The organism is Ancylobacter polymorphus (assembly GCF_030813495.1).
Taxonomy (GTDB): domain Bacteria; phylum Pseudomonadota; class Alphaproteobacteria; order Rhizobiales; family Xanthobacteraceae; genus Ancylobacter; species Ancylobacter polymorphus.
On sequence record NZ_JAUSUI010000005.1, the window covers coordinates 303,014 to 318,494 of the forward strand.

15 protein-coding genes are annotated in these 15,481 nt (G+C 67.5%); 13 read left to right on the forward strand and 2 right to left on the reverse strand.

Features of this window, described 5'->3' with window-relative positions:
• Positions 1-73 precede the first annotated feature (73 nt).
• Complete coding sequence (locus tag J2S75_RS13305) at positions 74-1,039, forward strand: GlxA family transcriptional regulator (RefSeq protein ID WP_307020351.1); 966 nt, start codon at positions 74-76, stop codon at positions 1,037-1,039.
• Here the strand turns inward: J2S75_RS13305 and choX are convergent, their stop codons facing one another.
• Both choX and J2S75_RS13315 read right to left on the reverse strand, forming a co-directional pair.
• Entirely contained in the window at positions 1,040-1,984 is a 945-nt protein-coding gene (gene choX, locus J2S75_RS13310; RefSeq protein ID WP_307020352.1) for a choline ABC transporter substrate-binding protein, read from the reverse strand.
• A 132-nt stretch (positions 1,985-2,116) separates the two neighbouring features.
• A complete protein-coding gene (locus tag J2S75_RS13315; RefSeq protein WP_307020353.1) occupies positions 2,117-2,893 on the reverse strand; it encodes an inositol monophosphatase family protein in 777 nt (258 codons plus the stop codon).
• Positions 2,894-3,219: 326 nt separating this feature from the next.
• Between J2S75_RS13315 and J2S75_RS13320 the strand changes: the two genes are divergently transcribed.
• The 12 genes from J2S75_RS13320 (at position 3,220) to J2S75_RS13375 (ending at position 15,480) form a co-directional block, all read left to right on the forward strand.
• On the forward strand, positions 3,220-4,569 hold the full coding sequence (locus J2S75_RS13320) for an ABC transporter substrate-binding protein (protein WP_307020354.1): 1,350 nt from the start codon (positions 3,220-3,222) through the stop codon (positions 4,567-4,569).
• Between the two features lie 219 nt (positions 4,570-4,788).
• Positions 4,789-5,343, forward strand: a complete 555-nt coding sequence (locus J2S75_RS13325; protein ID WP_307020355.1) for an SIS domain-containing protein — start codon at positions 4,789-4,791, stop codon at positions 5,341-5,343.
• Positions 5,344-5,386: 43 nt separating this feature from the next.
• Positions 5,387-6,304, forward strand: coding sequence for a carbohydrate ABC transporter permease (locus J2S75_RS13330; RefSeq protein WP_307020356.1), 918 nt, complete (start codon positions 5,387-5,389; stop codon positions 6,302-6,304).
• On the forward strand, positions 6,304-7,122 hold the full coding sequence (locus tag J2S75_RS13335; RefSeq protein ID WP_307020357.1) for a carbohydrate ABC transporter permease: 819 nt from the start codon (positions 6,304-6,306) through the stop codon (positions 7,120-7,122). The genes J2S75_RS13330 and J2S75_RS13335 overlap by 1 nt, the downstream gene beginning before the upstream one ends.
• Positions 7,119-8,033 carry a sugar phosphate isomerase/epimerase family protein gene (locus J2S75_RS13340; RefSeq protein WP_307020358.1) on the forward strand — a complete coding sequence of 305 codons (915 nt, stop codon included), beginning with the start codon at positions 7,119-7,121 and terminating at the stop codon, positions 8,031-8,033. Before J2S75_RS13335 ends, J2S75_RS13340 begins: the two co-directional genes overlap by 4 nt.
• 43 nt (positions 8,034-8,076) lie before the next feature.
• Entirely contained in the window at positions 8,077-9,018 is a 942-nt protein-coding gene (locus tag J2S75_RS13345; RefSeq protein ID WP_307020359.1) for a sugar-binding transcriptional regulator, read from the forward strand.
• A 47-nt stretch (positions 9,019-9,065) separates the two neighbouring features.
• Positions 9,066-10,148, forward strand: a complete 1,083-nt coding sequence (locus tag J2S75_RS13350; protein ID WP_307020360.1) for an ABC transporter ATP-binding protein — start codon at positions 9,066-9,068, stop codon at positions 10,146-10,148.
• 42 nt (positions 10,149-10,190) lie between these two features.
• Positions 10,191-11,228: an NAD(P)-dependent alcohol dehydrogenase gene (locus tag J2S75_RS13355; RefSeq protein ID WP_307020577.1), complete on the forward strand. Its 1,038-nt coding sequence runs from the start codon at positions 10,191-10,193 to the stop codon at positions 11,226-11,228.
• Between the two features lie 188 nt (positions 11,229-11,416).
• Entirely contained in the window at positions 11,417-12,145 is a 729-nt protein-coding gene (locus J2S75_RS13360; protein WP_307020361.1) for an SDR family oxidoreductase, read from the forward strand.
• A 3-nt stretch (positions 12,146-12,148) separates the two neighbouring features.
• Entirely contained in the window at positions 12,149-13,753 is a 1,605-nt protein-coding gene (locus J2S75_RS13365; protein ID WP_307020363.1) for an FGGY-family carbohydrate kinase, read from the forward strand.
• Between the two features lie 148 nt (positions 13,754-13,901).
• Entirely contained in the window at positions 13,902-14,279 is a 378-nt protein-coding gene (locus tag J2S75_RS13370) for a DUF2934 domain-containing protein (RefSeq protein ID WP_307020365.1), read from the forward strand.
• A gap of 91 nt (positions 14,280-14,370) precedes the next feature.
• Positions 14,371-15,480 (forward strand): ROK family protein, encoded by a 1,110-nt coding sequence (locus J2S75_RS13375; protein ID WP_307020367.1) that lies wholly within the window; start codon positions 14,371-14,373, stop codon positions 15,478-15,480.
• Position 15,481 lies beyond the last annotated feature (1 nt).

Genomic DNA, 15,481 nt, shown 5'->3' on the forward strand with positions numbered 1-15,481 from the left:
TGAAGGGAGCTTGACGGCAAAGCGAAGTCGTGACGCAACTATTTGCGCAACCCATTTTCCATTCTGCGCAGCGATGATCTTTGCCCCCGCCGACGACCCGCTCGACGTGACCCTGCTGCTGTTTCCCGGCCTGTCGCTGCTCTCACTGGCGGCCACACTGGACCCGATGCGCGGCGCCAACCGCGTACTGGGACGGCCCGCCTTCCGCTGGAAGCTGGTGTCGATGGACGGGACAATGCCCACCGCCAGCTGCGGCCTTCCGATCCCGGTGGAGGGTGCGTTCGATGCCGGCGCGCGGCAGGACGTGCTGCTGCTGGTCGCCGCGTTCGAGGCGTCGCGCTTCGCCACGCCGCCCATCCTCAAGGCGATCCGCGCCGGGGCCAAGCGCTCGGCCGCCACGGGGGGCATCGAGTCCGGTTCGTGGCTCATGGGCTTCGCCGGGCTGCTCGACGGGCGCCGCGCCACCACCCATTGGGAGGATCTGGAGGACTTCGCCGCCCGCTTCCCGGAAACCGACGTGCAACCCGACCGCTTCGTCATCGACGAGCCGGTGTTCACCACCGGCGGCGCAACGCCGGCGCTCGACTGCATGCTGGCGCTGATCCGCGCCCGGCACGGCTATTCCACCGCGCTCGATGTGGCGAGCCTGTACATCTATGAGGAGGTGCGCACCGGCTCGGACGTGCAGCCCATCGTCTCGCTCGGCCGCATCCGCCAGCATGAGCCGCGCGTGGCCGAGGCGATCCGGCTGATGGAGACCCATATCGACCGCCCGCTCACCGTCGCGGCCATTGCCCGGCGGGTGGGGGTGTCGACACGGGGGCTGGAAACGCTGTTCGTGAAGACGGTGGATGTCTCGCCCGGCGCCTATTACGTCACGCTCCGGCTGAAGGCGGCGCGGCGGCTGGTGCTCGACACCAATCTGCCCATCGCCGACATTGCCGAGCGCACGGGCTTTTCCGCCATCGCCTCGCTGTCGCGGGCGTTCCGGCGGCAGTTCGGCGCGCCACCCTCGGTGGCGCGCCAGAAGCGTTTGTAATCAGAGGCCGAGGCCGCTCTTTACCGCCGCCGCGCCGGGCTTGCCGTCGAGCGTGGTGACACCGGCGAGCCATTTCTCCACCGCCGCCGGGTTCTGCTTCATCCACGCCTTCACCGCCGCGTCGGGCTGCATCCCCTTGTCGAGAATGTCGCTCATCAGCCGGTCTTCCATCGCCACGTCGAAGACCAGGTTCTTGAGCAGCTTGCCGACATTCGGGCATTCCTTGGAATAGCCCGGGCGCGTGAGGGTGAGCACGGTGGCGCCGCCGTCATTGGGGCCGAACACGTCCTTGCCGTCGGTGAGATATTCGATCGGCAGGTTGACGTTCATCGGGTGCGGGCGCCAGCCGAAGAACACCACCGGCTCGCCCTGCTTGATGCGGTGACCGACCTGGGTGAGCATCGCCTGCTCGCTCGATTCCACGAGATCGAAGCCCTTCAACCCAAAGGTATTGTCGGCGATCATCTTGGAGATGGTGGCGTTGGCGCCGCTGCCGGCCTCGATGCCGTAGATCTTGCCCTGCAGCTTGTCCCTAAATTTGGCGATGTCGGCATAGGTCTTCAGCCCGGCATCATGGGCGGCCTTGGATGTGGCGAAGCCGATGCGCGCGCCTTCGAGATTGGTCGCCGCCACCTCGACCTTGCCGGCCTTGACCAGCGGCACCTGCGTCGGCTCCTGCAGCGGCATCCAGTTGCCGAGGAAGATGTCGCGGTCGCCATTCTCCAGCGCCTTGAAGGTGATGGCGACGGAGAGCACCGCGACGTTCGGCTGATAGCCGAGATGGGTCAGAAGTTCATTGGCGACCGCCGTCGTGGCGGTGATGTCGGTCCAGCCGACATCGGAGAAGCGCGGCTTGGCGCAGGAGGCCGGGTCGGCAGCAAAGGCCGAGGAAGAGATGAGCGTGGCGGACAAGGCGACGCATGTCACGAGCAGGCGTGAAATCATGGCTGTTCCCTCTGTTGGCGATCTGCCGCAGGACCGGCACCGCAGGGGAAAGCCTATCGCCGGGGGCGCCGGCTGATTGACCGTGCTCGAAGCTGAGATGACCAAATGCGCAGCGCCCGCGTGCCCCGACGCCTAGTCTCGCCCGCTGAGCTGCCTCAGTTCGGCATGCACCGTCGCATTGCCCGCCCAGAGCGCGCCCGGCTGGGTGAAATCGCCCGCGAAGGTCACCAGCCCGCCGGCCTCGCGCACCAGCACCATGCCGGCCCAGCAGTCCCAGCAATGCAGCGTCGGATCGTAATAGCCCGCCAGCCGGTTCGCCGCCACATAGGCCAGCATCAACGCCCCCGAACCGACACGGAACAGCACGCCGCCGGCACGGTACAGCGCCTCGACAAAGGCACCCACCTCCGCCGCCGGGGCCTTCTGCGTGGCGCCGAAGCCGGTGGTGGTGGAGGCAACCGTCCAGTCCGGGTTCATCGTCAGCACCCGCCCGTTGAGCCGCGCGCCCCCGCCGAGGACGGCCGAGTACAGCTCGCGCAGCATCGGCGCATAGATCACCCCGGCCACCGCCTCGCCGTCCCGGGCGAGCCCGATCGACACGGTCCAGTTCGGCTGGCCGACCAGGAAGGGCATGGTGCCGTCGATCGGATCGATGACCCAGACGAAGCCGGAGGTGCCCGCGCTCGCCGCCTCCTCCTCGCCGACAATGCCGTCCTCAGGGAAGCGTCGGCGAATCGCCTTGCGCAGCCACGCCTCGATGCTGCGGTCGGCTTCGCTGACGAGGTCCTGCGAGGCGGATTTCAGCTCGGGATGCAGCATGTCGCGCTGCAGGAAGAAGCTCCGCGCCCGCGCGCCCGCTTTGCGCGCCAAGGCCTCGGCAAAGGCGTGCCGGGTGTGGAGCGGGTCCATTCCGTCGTCATGCTCCGCTGCCATCCTGCCGGTCTCCACGCTTGTTGACTGCCACGCATCGGCCACCTTGCCCGATCTCCATGCTATTGCATATTCCAGATTACAAATGTATCGCTTTCCCCGTCGACGACTTCTCAAGCCGTCGCCGTCGCCGGGCTTCACGATAAGCGCCGGTGCAAGGTTGAGGCCGGCCCGTCCGGCAATTCCGCGGAGGAAGGCAGTGCCGGCAACGGCCCGCCCCTTTGCCAAGACGAGAGACGGCCTGAACCGTCCCGCATGCCGGCCTCGCCCTAAACCGTGGCGCTGCGCCATTTCAGGAGGAAACCATGAAGCGTGCATTGAGAATCTGCGCCAGCGTCGTCGCCCTCGCGGCGGCAACGGCGGCCATGCCGGTCGCGGCGATGGCCGATTGGCTCGAAGAGGCGGCCAAGCCTCTGAAGGGCACCGAAGTCAACGGCATCTTCCTCGACCGTCCGGGCTATCGCGCCATCATCAAGCTGCTGCCCGAGTTCGAGAAGAAGACCGGCATCAAGGTCAATTACGAAATTGTTCCCTATGAGAACACCCGCGAGAAGGAAGTGCTGAACTTCACCTCGCGCGGCGATCTCACCATGGCGCTGGTCGATCTCGTGTGGATCGGCGAGTTCGCCGAGAATGGCTGGCTGGTGCCGGTGGAGGAACTCGCCAAGGACAAGGCGATCACCGACCCGAACCTGAAGCTCGACGGCTTCTTCCCGCTGCTGCTGGAAGCCTTCGGCTCCTGGGGCGGCACGGTCTACGGCCTGCCCTTCGACAATTATTCCGGCCTGCTGTTCTATAATTCCTGCAAGCTCAAGGAAGCGGGCTTCGACAAGCCGCCGGCGACCTGGGAAGAGGTGATGACCGTCTACGGTCCCAAGCTCACCGACAAGTCGAAGAACCAGTACGCCTACGCCCTGCAGTCGCGCCGCGGCGAGACCCAGTCGGCGGACAGCTTCATGCGCTTCCTCTGGCCCTTCGGCGGCTCGCTCCTGAACAAGGAGTTCAAGTCGAACCTGATGAGCAAGGAAAGCCAGACCGGCCTCAACTTCCGTCAGGACCTGATGAAGTACATGCCGCCGGGCGTCGTCTCCTTCGACCATGCCGAGGCCGTGAACGCGCTGGCGCAGGGCCAGGTGGCGATGATCACCGAGTGGTCGGCCTTCTATTCCACCCTCGCCGACCCCGCGACCTCCAAGCTCGGCGACTGCCTCGCCGTGGCACCGGAGCCCGCCGGTCCCGCCGGCCGCCTGCCGGCGCTGGGCGGCTTCTCGCTCGCCGTCGCTTCGCAGGCGACCCCCGAGCAGCAGAAGGCCACCTGGCTGTTCATCCAGTGGGCGACCTCCGAAGCCATCGCCAAGGCCTATGTCGAGGCGGGCGGCGTGTCGGGCCGCATGGCGGTCTATAACGACCCGGAGATCAAGGCGAAGTACAAGTTCGTCGAGCCGATGGTCGCTTCCTGGCAGGCCGGCGTTCCCGAGTATCGTCCCCGCTTCCCGGCCTGGCCGGCGATCTCCGAGATCGTCGCCGAGTGGGGCTCCAAGATGATGCTGGGCGAAGTCACCGTCGAGGGCGGTTCCAAGGAGATCGGCACCCGCATGGAAGCCATCCTCGGCAAGGACGGCTATTACGACGGCAAGAAGAAGCTGCTGCAGTGAGTTGAAGCCGGCGGCGGGGCCTCTCTCCCGCGCCGCCGGCCTCGGGCGGATGCTGCAACCCGCGAAGCGGCATCCGCCTCCCTTATCCCGAGACCGAAATCCGCTCGTTTCCAGGAACCGAAAGCGCCGTCATCCTGAGGCGCCTGGCATTGGCCGGGCCTCTCAGGATGCCGATGCCCGGAGGCCATTGAGGCCTCGACGCTTGCGAAAGCCAATGTCATGACCACGCTTCACGCCCGCGCCCTGGATGAAATCCGCGCCTGCCTCGATCAGGTCCGCGCCGACGAGCTGGATGGTGCCATCGCTGAACTGGCCGGCGCCAACCGCATCGCGCTCTACGGCGTCGGCCGCGAGGGCCTGCAGATCAAGGGGCTCGCCATGCGCCTGTTCCATCTCGGCCTCAAGGCGGCCGTGGTGGGCGACATGACCACGCCGCCGGTCGGCCCCGGCGACGTGCTGGTGGTGTCCGCCGGTCCGGGCGACTTCTCCACCGTCGCCGCGCTGATGGGCGAGGCGCGCGCGGCCGGTGCCCGCACCCTCGTTGTCACCGCCGAGGCGGGCGGGGCCGCCGCCGCCCGCGCCGACCGGGTGCTGACCGTTCCCGCGCAGACCATGGCCAGTGACCAGGGTGCCGCCGCGACCTCGGTTCTGCCGATGGGCTCGCTCTATGAGGGCGCGCTCTATGTGCTGTTCGAGATCCTGATCCTCGGCCTGCGCGACCGGCTGGGCGTGACCCCGGCGCAGATGCGCGCCAACCATACGAATCTGGAGTGACCGGGGGGCTCCCCTCTCCCGGTAGGCACCACAGGAAGACGCCATGAGCGACACCGCGACATCCCCCGCACAACGCCGGCCCAACCGGGGCTATGGACGCTGGACGCCGCTCTGGTTCCTGGCGCCGGCCGTGCTGACGCTGTTCGTGATCGGCATCTACCCGACGATCTTTGCGCTGGTGACCTCGTTCCGGCGCTACAACATCACCCGGCCGCGCGAGGGCTTTCCCTTCATCGGCTTCGAGAACTATGTGAACGTGCTGACCGACAGCACCTTCTGGTCCTCGCTGCTCCTCACCGCCAAGTTCTACGTCACCGTGCTGCCGATCCAGGTGGCGCTCGGCCTCGCCATCGCCCTGCTGCTGCACAAGCCCGGCATGGGCCTGCTCAAATCGCTCGCGCGGGTCACACTGGTCGTCCCGCTGGCAACGACCTATGCCGTGGTCGGCCTCATCGGACGCCTCATCTTCAATCGAGACTTTGGTGTGGCCAACCAGGCCCTCAGCGTGTTCGGCTTTGGCCCGATCGACTGGCTCTCCACGCAGGACGGCGCCTTCGCCGCCATCGTCATCATGGATGTGTGGCAGTGGACACCGTTCTGCGCCCTCATCTTCCTCGCCGGCCTTTCCATGGTTCCCGGCGAGATCGAAGAGGCGGCGCGGCTGGAAACCTCGTCAAAGCTCGCTCTGCTGCGGCATGTGCAGTTGCCCTATCTGCTGCCCGGCCTTACCGCGGTCATGATCCTGCGCTCGGCCGACGTGCTCAAGCTGTTCGACATGGTGTTCGTGATGACGCGCGGCGGCCCCGGCTCGGCCACAGACCTCATCTCCATCTACATCCAGCGCGTGGGCTTCCGCATCTTCGATCTGGGCACCGCTTCGGCGCAGGCGATCCTCTTGCTGATCCTCACCATCATCATCAGCCGGCTCTATATCCGCCTGCTCTATCGCGAGGTTCACTGATGCGTATCTCGTCCGGCAAGCTGCTTCACGCCCTCGGCCTGACCGCCGTGGTCATCTTCACGCTGTTTCCGTTCTTCTGGATGGTGTCGGCGAGCTTCAAGACGCAGGCCGACATCCTGTCCTCGCCGCCGGTGTGGTTCTTCACCCCGACGCTGCAGAACTATGCGGAGATCTTCGCCGACACCAAGGTCAGCGGCGCGATTATCAATTCGCTGATCGTGGCGACCTGTTCCACCCTGCTCGCCGTCATCCTCGGCGCGCCGGCGGCCTTCGCGCTCGCCCGCTACGAGTTCCGCGGCAAGTCGGATTTGTGGTTCTGGTTCATCTCCAACCGCATGATCAGCCCCATCGTGCTGGCACTGCCGGTCTATCTGCTGGCGATCCAGACCGGGCTGCTCGACACCCATCTCGTGCTGATCCTGATCTATCTCACCTTCCAGCTGCCCATCGTGGTGTGGATCGTCACCGATCAGTTCAAGTCGATCCCGGCGGATCTCGAACAGGCCGCGCGGCTCGACGGCGCGAGCCAGTTCACCATCTTCCGCAAGATCTATCTGCCGCTCGGCGCGCCGGGCATCGCGGTGTCGGCGATCTTCTCCTTCATCTTCTCCTGGAACGAGCTGCTCTATGCGCTGGTGCTGACCCGCCGCGCCGTGCAGACCGCGCCGGTCGTCGCCACCAGCTTCATGTCCGGCTATGAGCTGCCCTGGGGCAAGATCATGGCCACCGGCACCGTCATCGTGCTGCCCGTCACCATTTTCGCGCTCATCGTGTCGCGGCACATGGTGCGCGGCCTGACCATGGGAGCCACCAAGTGAACGGGACCCCGGCGCCGATCCGCTTCGGCATCAATCTCGGCTTCTGCACCAAGCGCTGGGTGACGCCCGAGCTGTGGACGGGCATGGTGCGCGAGCGGCTCGGCCTCGACCTCGTCCAGTTCTCGTTCGATCTCGTCGACCCGATGTGGCCGGACGCCATCGTCGACCGCCACGCCGCCGAGGTGCGGCGCGCGGCGGAGGCGGCGGGCATCACCATCCACAGCGCCTTCATCGGCCTCGCCCATTACAGCTTCAACCAGCTGCTGCACCCCGATCCGGCGGTGCGCAACTACGCCGAATACTGGCTCGGCCGCGCCTATCGCTTCGCCGCGCTGGCCGGCATTCCCCGCGTCGGCGGCCCGCTCGGCGCGCTCGCCGCACGGCTGGACGGCAGCGAGGCAGAGGCGCTCGACCCGGCCGATTATGCCGAACTCGTCACCCGCATGCACCGGCTGGGCGAACGCGCCGCCGCCGAGGGGCTGAGCGAACTCTATGTCGAGCCCACCCCCCTGCGCCGCGAATGGCCATGGACCATCGGACAGGCGCGGCAGATGATGAACGATGTGGCGGACAGCGCGGCGCCGTGGCGGCTGTGCATCGACTGGGGCCACGCCACCTTTGCGCCGCTCTATGGCGACGTGACAGACGGCATGGAATCGTGGCTGCGGGACCTCGCCGACGTCACCACCGCCGTACACATCCAGCAGACCGATTTCGCCTTCGACCGCCATTGGGACTTCACCGTCCCCGGCAAGGTTGAGCCGTTGGAGGCTGCGGCGCTGCTGCGGCGCACCGGCACCGACACCTGCCCGGTGTTCCTCGAAGTGTTCTATCCCTTCGAAGAAGACAGCCGCACCATCCTCGCCGCGCTGGAGACAAGCTGCGCGCGCCTCAAGCACGCTCTGGCATAAGGCACCGGCGATGAACGGGGGCGGGCGCGAGCGAGGCAGGCCGGTGGGCACGCAGGAGATGGAGGCGGCGCAGATCCGTGCGCGGGTCGCATGGCTCTACTTCATCGGCGGCCTGACCCAGCAGGAGATCGCCGACCAGCTCGGTCTCACGCGCCTGCGCACCAACAAGATCCTCGGACAGGTGCGCTCCGACGGCTCGGTGTTCATCGACATCCGCCTGCCCATGGCCGACTGCATCGAGGCCGAGCAGAAGCTGAAAGCGCGGTATGGGCTCGAACACGTCACCGTCGTTCCGTCCCTGCCCGACGAGGCCGAGCAGCAGCGTGTCATCGGCGAAGCCGCCGGCGCCGTGCTCGACACATTGCTGGAGAACGGCATGGGCCTCGGTGTCGGCTGGGGCAAGACGCTCGCCGCCGGGCTGAAGCGCGTCACCGCCCGGCCGATGGCAGAGAGCTGGGTGACCTCGGTCATGGGCGGGCTCACGCGCGGCTCGGGCTCCAGCACCTTCGAGGTCGCCACCGGCTATGCCCGCGCCATCTCCGCCGAGTGCTACTATCTCGCCGCTCCACTCTATTTCCCCACACCCGAGAGCCGCACCATGCTGCTCTCGCATCACGGGATCAGCGAGACCATGCGCCGGGCGCGGACGGTCGACGTGGCGCTGCTCTCCTGCGGTGACATGACGACCCGCTCCCTGCTGGTGCAGACGCAGACCGTCTCGGAGAACATCGACAGCCTGCGCGCGGCCGGTGCGGTGGGCGATCTGCTCGGCATGTTCCTCGACGCCGACGGGCGCCCGGTGGACCACCCGCTGAACGAGCGGGTGCTGTCGCTGGCCCCGCATGAGGTGAAGCCGGTGCGCCACTCGATCCTGGCCTCCGGCGGGCTCTACAAGGTGCCGATCGTGCGGGCGATCCTGCGCGCGGGCTATGTGAAACGACTGGTGACGGACGAAAGCTGCGCCGCGGCGCTGCTCACGAACTGATGGACGGCCGCCGGACCCTTGCGGCCGGCCACTCTGGAGACTGCACGATGACCTTCCTGCGACTGGACAACATCAAGAAGAGCTACGGCGATGCCGCCGTCATCAAGGGCGTCAGCTTCGCGGCCGAGAAGGGCGAGTTCGTGGTGTTCGTCGGTCCCTCCGGCTGCGGCAAGTCCACTTTGCTGCGCATGATCGCGGGTCTGGAGGATGTCAGCTCGGGCGAACTTTATATCGACGGCCGCGAGGTCACCTATGAGGAACCCGCCAAGCGCGAGGTGTCCATGGTGTTCCAGTCCTATGCGCTCTACCCGCATATGAGCGTGTTCGAGAACATGGCGTTCGGCCTGCGCATGGCGAAGAAGCCGGAGGCCGAAATCAAGGCGCAGGTGCTGGAAGCGGCCCGCATCCTGCAGCTGGAGGCGCTGCTGGAGCGCAAGCCCCGCGCGCTTTCCGGCGGCCAGCGCCAGCGCGTGGCCATCGGCCGCTCCATCGTCCGCCACCCCAAGCTGTTCCTGTTCGACGAGCCGCTCTCGAACCTCGACGCCGAGCTGCGCTCGCAGATGCGGGTGGAGATCGCCAAGCTGCACCGCTCGCTCGGCGCCACCATGGTCTATGTGACGCATGACCAGGTGGAGGCGATGACGCTGGCCGACCGCATCGTGGTGCTGCGCGCCGGCCTCGTCGAGCAGATCGGCTCGCCGACCGAGCTTTACGACACCCCCGCCAACACCTTCGTCGCCGGTTTCATCGGCTCGCCGAAGATGAACTTCATCAACGCCAAGGTGGCCTCGATCGCAGGGAACACGCTCACTTTGGCGCACCCGACCTTCGCCGGTGGCACCCTGGCCCTCGACACGCCCGCGGCCGCGCGCACCAAGCTGGGCGCCCCGGTGACGGTGGGGCTGCGGCCGGAACATCTCAGCGTGGGGGCCGCCAACCCGGTGCTGGCGCTCACCCTCGATTTCGCCGAGAGCCTCGGCGGTTCGACCCAGCTCTACGCCCGCTCCGAAGGCGAGCCGATCATCGCCCTCACCGCCGGCCGGCCCAACCTCAAGCCGGGCGATGCGCTCACCCTCGGCATCGCCCCCTCCCACATCTACCTCTTCGACGCCGCCGGCCTCGCTCTCTGAGCGCGTCCGACAACGGCACACTCCAGCAGGACACGCCCCATGGTGCAGGCACTGGTTCTCGAAAAGAAGGGCGAGCTTTCCCTTCGCGACATCGACCTCCCGCTTGAGGTCGGCCCGGACGACGTGAAGATTTCCATCCACACGGTGGGCGTCTGCGGCAGCGACGTGCATTACTACACCCATGGCGCCATCGGCTCCTTCGTGGTGCGCGAACCCATGGTGCTCGGCCATGAGGCGGCCGGCACGATCACGGCGGTCGGCGCCAATGTGAAGAACCTCAAGGTCGGCGACCGGGTCTGCATGGAGCCGGGCGTGCCGAACATGAATTCCCGCGCCACCAAGCTCGGCATCTACAATGTCGATCCCGATGTGCGCTTCTGGGCGACGCCGCCGATCCATGGCGTGCTGACCCCCGACGTGGTCCACCCCGCCGCCTTCACCTACAAACTGCCGGCGAATGTCTCCTTCGCCGAGGGCGCCATGGTGGAACCCTTCGCCGTTGGATTGCAGGCGGCGACCCGCGCCCGCATCACCCCCGGCGACGTGGCTGTCGTGATCGGCTGCGGCCCGATCGGCATCATGACCGCGCTGGCCGCGCTGGCTGGGGGCTGCTCGCGCGTCTACATCTCCGACCTCTCCGCGCCGAAGCTCGCCATTGCCGGCCAGTATCCGGGCGTCCATCCCGTCAACATCACGGAACGACCGCTGGCCGAGGTGATCGCCGAGGAAACCGAGGGCTGGGGCGCGGATGTGGTGTTCGAGGCCAGCGGCTCGCCGCGCGCCTATGAGGGCATCTTCGACATCGTCCGCCCCGGCGGGACGCTGGTGCTGATCGGCATGCCAGTGGAAACCACGAAATTCGACGTGGCGGCGGCGATCATCAAGGAGGCGCGGATCGAGACCGTTTTCCGCTACGCCAATAATTTCGACCGCGCGGTCAATCTCATCGCCTCCGGCAAGGTCGACCTCAAGCCGCTGATCTCCGAGACCTTCGACTTCGCCCGCAGCATCGAGGCGTTCGACCGGGCCGCCAAGGGCCTGCCGACCGACGTGAAGCTGCAGATCGTGATGCCGGGCTGAAGCGTCGACCTGCTCCCTCTCCCCGCCGGGGAGAGGGTTGGGGTGAGGGGCCGGTTCGTCCCTACGAAGGCCGCGATGCCCCTCACCGACCCGCTTCGCGGGCCACCTCTCCCCGCCGGGGAGGGGAAAGAGACAAGCTTCTTCCGCCCGCTCGACCGGGCGCCTGCCAACCCCATCGGAGTTTCCCCATGGCAAACCGGCTTGAAGGCAAGGTGGCCGCCATAACAGGCGCGGCGTCGGGCATCGGCCTCGAATGCGCCCGCGCCATGCTCAGCGAGGGCGCCACCGTCGCCCTGGTCGACCGCGCCGCCGACACGCTCGCCGCGCTCTGCAAAGAGCTCGGCCCGAAGGCGGTGCCGGTCGTCATCGACCTGCTCGACCCCAAAAGCGTCGCCACCATGCTGCCGCAGATCCTGGAAAAATGCGGCCGGCTCGACATCTTCCACGCCAATGCCGGCGCCTATATCGGCGGCGATGTGGTGGAAGGCGACCCCGACGTGTGGGACCGGGTGCTGAACCTCAACATCAATGCCGCCTTCCGCACCGTGCAGGCGGTGCTGCCGCATATGGTGGAGCGCGGGAGCGGCGACGTGCTGTTCACTTCCTCCATCGCCGGCGTCGTGCCCGTGGTGTGGGAGCCGATCTACACCGCCTCGAAATTCGCCGTGCAGGCCTTCGTCCACACCACGCGCCGGCAGGTGGCCAAGCACGGCATCCGCGTCGGCGCGGTGCTGCCCGGGCCCGTCGTCACCGCCCTCATCAAGGACTGGCCACAGGCCAAGCTCGACGAGGCCCTTGCCTCCGGGGCGCTGATGGAAGCAAAGGAAGTGGCGGACTGCGTCATCTTCATGCTGACACGCCCGCGTAATGTGACCATACGCGATCTGGTGATCGTGCCGAACGGAACGGACCTCTAGGCCATGGGCGGATGCTTCGCGGGAATCGATGTCGGCACGGGCAGCGTGCGCGCCGGCATTTTCGATGCGGACGGGCGGCAGCTCGCCGTTGCCAAGCGCGACATCCGCATGTGGAAGGAGGCCGGCGATATCGTCGAGCAGTCGAGCGACGATATCTGGGCCTGTGTCTGCGCCTGCGTCAGGGAAGCGCGCGAGGCTGCCGGGCTGGCGCCGGAAGACATTGCCGGCATCGGCTTCGACGCCACCTGTTCGCTGGTGGTGCTGGGGCCGGAGGGGCGCCCCCTGCCCGTCGGCAAGCATGGCGATGGCGCCCGCAACATCATCGTCTGGATGGACCACCGCGCCACCGGCCAGGCCGACCGCATCAACGCGCTGGGCAGCCCGGTGCTGGATTATGTCGGCGGCACTATCTCGCCGGAGATGGAGACGCCCAAGCTGCTCTGGCTGAGCGAGGAACTCCCCGCCACCTTCGCCGGTGCCTGGCAGTTCCTCGACCTCGCCGATTTCCTCACCTGGAAGGCCACCGGCAGCCTCGCCCGCTCGGTCTGCACGGTCACCTGCAAATGGACCTATCTCGCCCACGAACAGCGCTGGGACGAGAGCTATTTCCGCAAGATCGGACTTGGCGCGCTGGCCGATGAGGGGTTTGCCCGGATCGGGACCGAGATCGTCGCCGCCGGCACGCCGCTCGGTGCCGGGCTGACCGTCGAGGCGGCGGACGAACTCGGCCTTGCACCGGGCACCGCTGTGGCGGCGGGGCTGATCGACGCCCATGCCGGCGGCATCGGCACGGTGGGTGCGCGCGGCGGCAGCGGCGATGTGCTCAGCCGCATGGCCTATGTCTTCGGCACCTCCGCCTGCACCCTGCTGACCACGCGCGAGCCGGCCTTCGTGCCGGGCGTGTGGGGGCCCTATTACTCCGCCATGGTGCCGGATTTCTGGCTCAATGAGGGCGGACAGTCCGCCGCTGGCGCCGCCATCGACCGGCTGGTGCGCCTGCATCCCGCCGCGCCGCAAGCTGCCGAGCTGGCGCGGGCGGCGGGGCAGAGCCTCAACGTCTGGCTCGCGCATCGGGCCGAGGCGGCGGGAGGGGCCGGCGCCATTGCCCCGCTCGTCGGCACGCTGCATGTGGTGCCGGAATTCCTCGGCAACCGCGCCCCCTTCGCCGACCATCTGGCGCGCGGAATCGTCGCCGGCCTCGGCATGGATGAGGGGCTGGACGGCTTGGTCAGCCTCTACATGGCGGGCCTTGCCGGCATCGGCTACGGGCTGCGGCAGATCCTCGACGCCCAGGCAGCGAAGGGCGCGCGCACACAGATGGTCGTCATCTCCGGCGGGGCCGGCCAGAGCGCGCTGGTGCGCCAGGTGCTGGCCGATGCGGCGCAGGTGGACATCGCCGCCACGGTGGCGCCGGAGCCTGTGCTGCTCGGCTCGGCGATTCTCGGCGCCGTCGCCGCCGGCCGCTATGACAGCTTCGCCGGGGCGATGTCGGCCATGTCCGAGATCGAGGTGGTCTATTCCCCCAGCCCGGCGACGCGCGACTGGCACGAACGCCGCTTCCATGCGTTTGAGAGGCTGCAGGGCGCCTATCGCAGCCTGCGCGACTGAGAAAGGCGGCGCGGCCTGCCGCGTCGCCGCAACGTGAAGCGCCTACGTCATCTTCCGTCTTCCGCTTTTCATACCCCTGCGACACCTTTGCGATAGCGAAGCGGGCACCGAGGGTTCACGCTGACACCAGTCTGACGCGGGAGACGACATGAACGATCGAGAACAGCGTATCCGTGAATGGGCCTACCGGCTGTGGGAACAAGACGGCTATCCGCACGGGCGGGACGGCGAACACTGGTTCCGGGCGGTTGAAATCGTCCTGCAGGAGGATGCCGCCCCTGAGGCCGGCATCCTGAGCCGGCCGGAGCCGGAGGTGGAGGCCGCCGCGGCCGATCTCGAAGCGGCGCCGAAGCCGAGCCGCGCCAAGGCCAAGGCGAGCGCCCCGGCGGCGGAAACCGTTTCCGCCCCGGCCAAGCCCGCCCGCGCCAAGGCCACCAAGACCAAGCCGGTTGAGCCGCCCGTGCCGGTCGCGCCGGAGCCGGCCCCGGTCGCCCCGGCGCCCGCCGGCCGCCGCAAGCGGAGCTGACCGGCGCGCTTTCCGCCTGTCGCGATGGAACGTCCCCTCCCCGTCCGCCGTTCTCGTCCGAACAGGACGGGACAGACGGGGAGCGATATCCATGGCCAAATCGGCAGCACACAAGGCCGCGGCGGAGACCCCGCCGCAGGTTCCGCCCAATGTCGCGGTGCATGGCGCCGCGACGCTGACCGGCGTCACCGTCGATGCCTTCAACGCCCAGCTTCGCGACGACGATGGATTTGTCGGCGACCGCGCGCGGCGGGCCGCCTTCTTCGAGATCTTCGACCGCTGGCGCGACCTCGGTGACAGGAAGCTGTCGGTGCTCGGCGAAACGCCGACGGCTGAACTGTCGAAATCGGCGATCGACGAGGCGTTGCGCGAAGGCAAGCCGCATGAGCAGGCGATCATCCACAGTGCGATCGAGGAATATGCGCAGCAGCTTCTCGCCGTGGTGCGGCGCTTCATGCGGACCAAGGAATGGCGCGATACGCAGCGCATCGTTATCGGCGGCGGCCTGAAGGCGGGCCGTTTTGCCGAAATCGCGGTGGCGCGGACCGAATTGCTGGCCCGTGAAGCCGGCCTGACGATCGAGATGCGCCCCATCCGCAACGATCCCGACGAGGCCGGCCTCCTCGGGGCGGCTCATCTCGCGCCAAGCTGGATGTTCGCCAGCTTCGACCATATCCTCGCGGTCGACATCGGCGGCACCAATATTCGCTGCGGCATCGTCAAGCTGAACCTCGACAAGGAAGGTGATCTGTCGAAAGCGCGGGTGCGCGGCTTCGAGCTCTGGCGCCATGGCGATGAAGACCCTGGCCGCGAGGAAGCCGTAGGCAAGCTGGTCTCCATGCTGGAAACCCTCATCGCCGATGCGGAGAAGCATGAGTTGAAGCTCGCTCCTTTCATCGGCGTCGGCTGTCCCGGCTCCATCGCCCGGGACGGGTCGATCGAGAACGGCGCGCAGAATTTGCCGGGCAATTGGCAAAGTTCGCGCTTTCACCTGCCGGCGGCGCTGTGGGAGGCGATCCCCGCCATTGGCGGCAACGAGACCACCGTGGTGATGCATAACGACGCCGTGGTGCAGGGATTGAGCGAAGTGCCGTTCATGCAGGACGTGGCGCATTGGGGCGTGCTGACCATCGGCACCGGCCTCGGCAATGCGCGCTTCACCAATCGCCCGCGCGCGGCCAAGAAAGAGAGCAAGGGCTGAG

What these genes read in the sequence shown, in the direction of transcription:
- J2S75_RS13305 (WP_307020351.1), top strand. Translation starts at nt 74, where the DNA reads ATGATCTTTGCCCCCGCCGACGACCCGCTCGACGTGACCCTGCTGCTG.
- choX (WP_307020352.1), bottom strand. Translation starts at nt 1,984, where the DNA reads ATGATTTCACGCCTGCTCGTGACATGCGTCGCCTTGTCCGCCACGCTC.
- J2S75_RS13315 (WP_307020353.1), bottom strand. Translation starts at nt 2,893, where the DNA reads ATGGACCCGCTCCACACCCGGCACGCCTTTGCCGAGGCCTTGGCGCGC.
- J2S75_RS13320 (WP_307020354.1), top strand. Translation starts at nt 3,220, where the DNA reads ATGAAGCGTGCATTGAGAATCTGCGCCAGCGTCGTCGCCCTCGCGGCG.
- J2S75_RS13325 (WP_307020355.1), top strand. Translation starts at nt 4,789, where the DNA reads ATGACCACGCTTCACGCCCGCGCCCTGGATGAAATCCGCGCCTGCCTC.
- J2S75_RS13330 (WP_307020356.1), top strand. Translation starts at nt 5,387, where the DNA reads ATGAGCGACACCGCGACATCCCCCGCACAACGCCGGCCCAACCGGGGC.
- J2S75_RS13335 (WP_307020357.1), top strand. Translation starts at nt 6,304, where the DNA reads ATGCGTATCTCGTCCGGCAAGCTGCTTCACGCCCTCGGCCTGACCGCC.
- J2S75_RS13350 (WP_307020360.1), top strand. Translation starts at nt 9,066, where the DNA reads ATGACCTTCCTGCGACTGGACAACATCAAGAAGAGCTACGGCGATGCC.
- J2S75_RS13360 (WP_307020361.1), top strand. Translation starts at nt 11,417, where the DNA reads ATGGCAAACCGGCTTGAAGGCAAGGTGGCCGCCATAACAGGCGCGGCG.
- J2S75_RS13365 (WP_307020363.1), top strand. Translation starts at nt 12,149, where the DNA reads ATGGGCGGATGCTTCGCGGGAATCGATGTCGGCACGGGCAGCGTGCGC.
- J2S75_RS13370 (WP_307020365.1), top strand. Translation starts at nt 13,902, where the DNA reads ATGAACGATCGAGAACAGCGTATCCGTGAATGGGCCTACCGGCTGTGG.
- J2S75_RS13375 (WP_307020367.1), top strand. Translation starts at nt 14,371, where the DNA reads ATGGCCAAATCGGCAGCACACAAGGCCGCGGCGGAGACCCCGCCGCAG.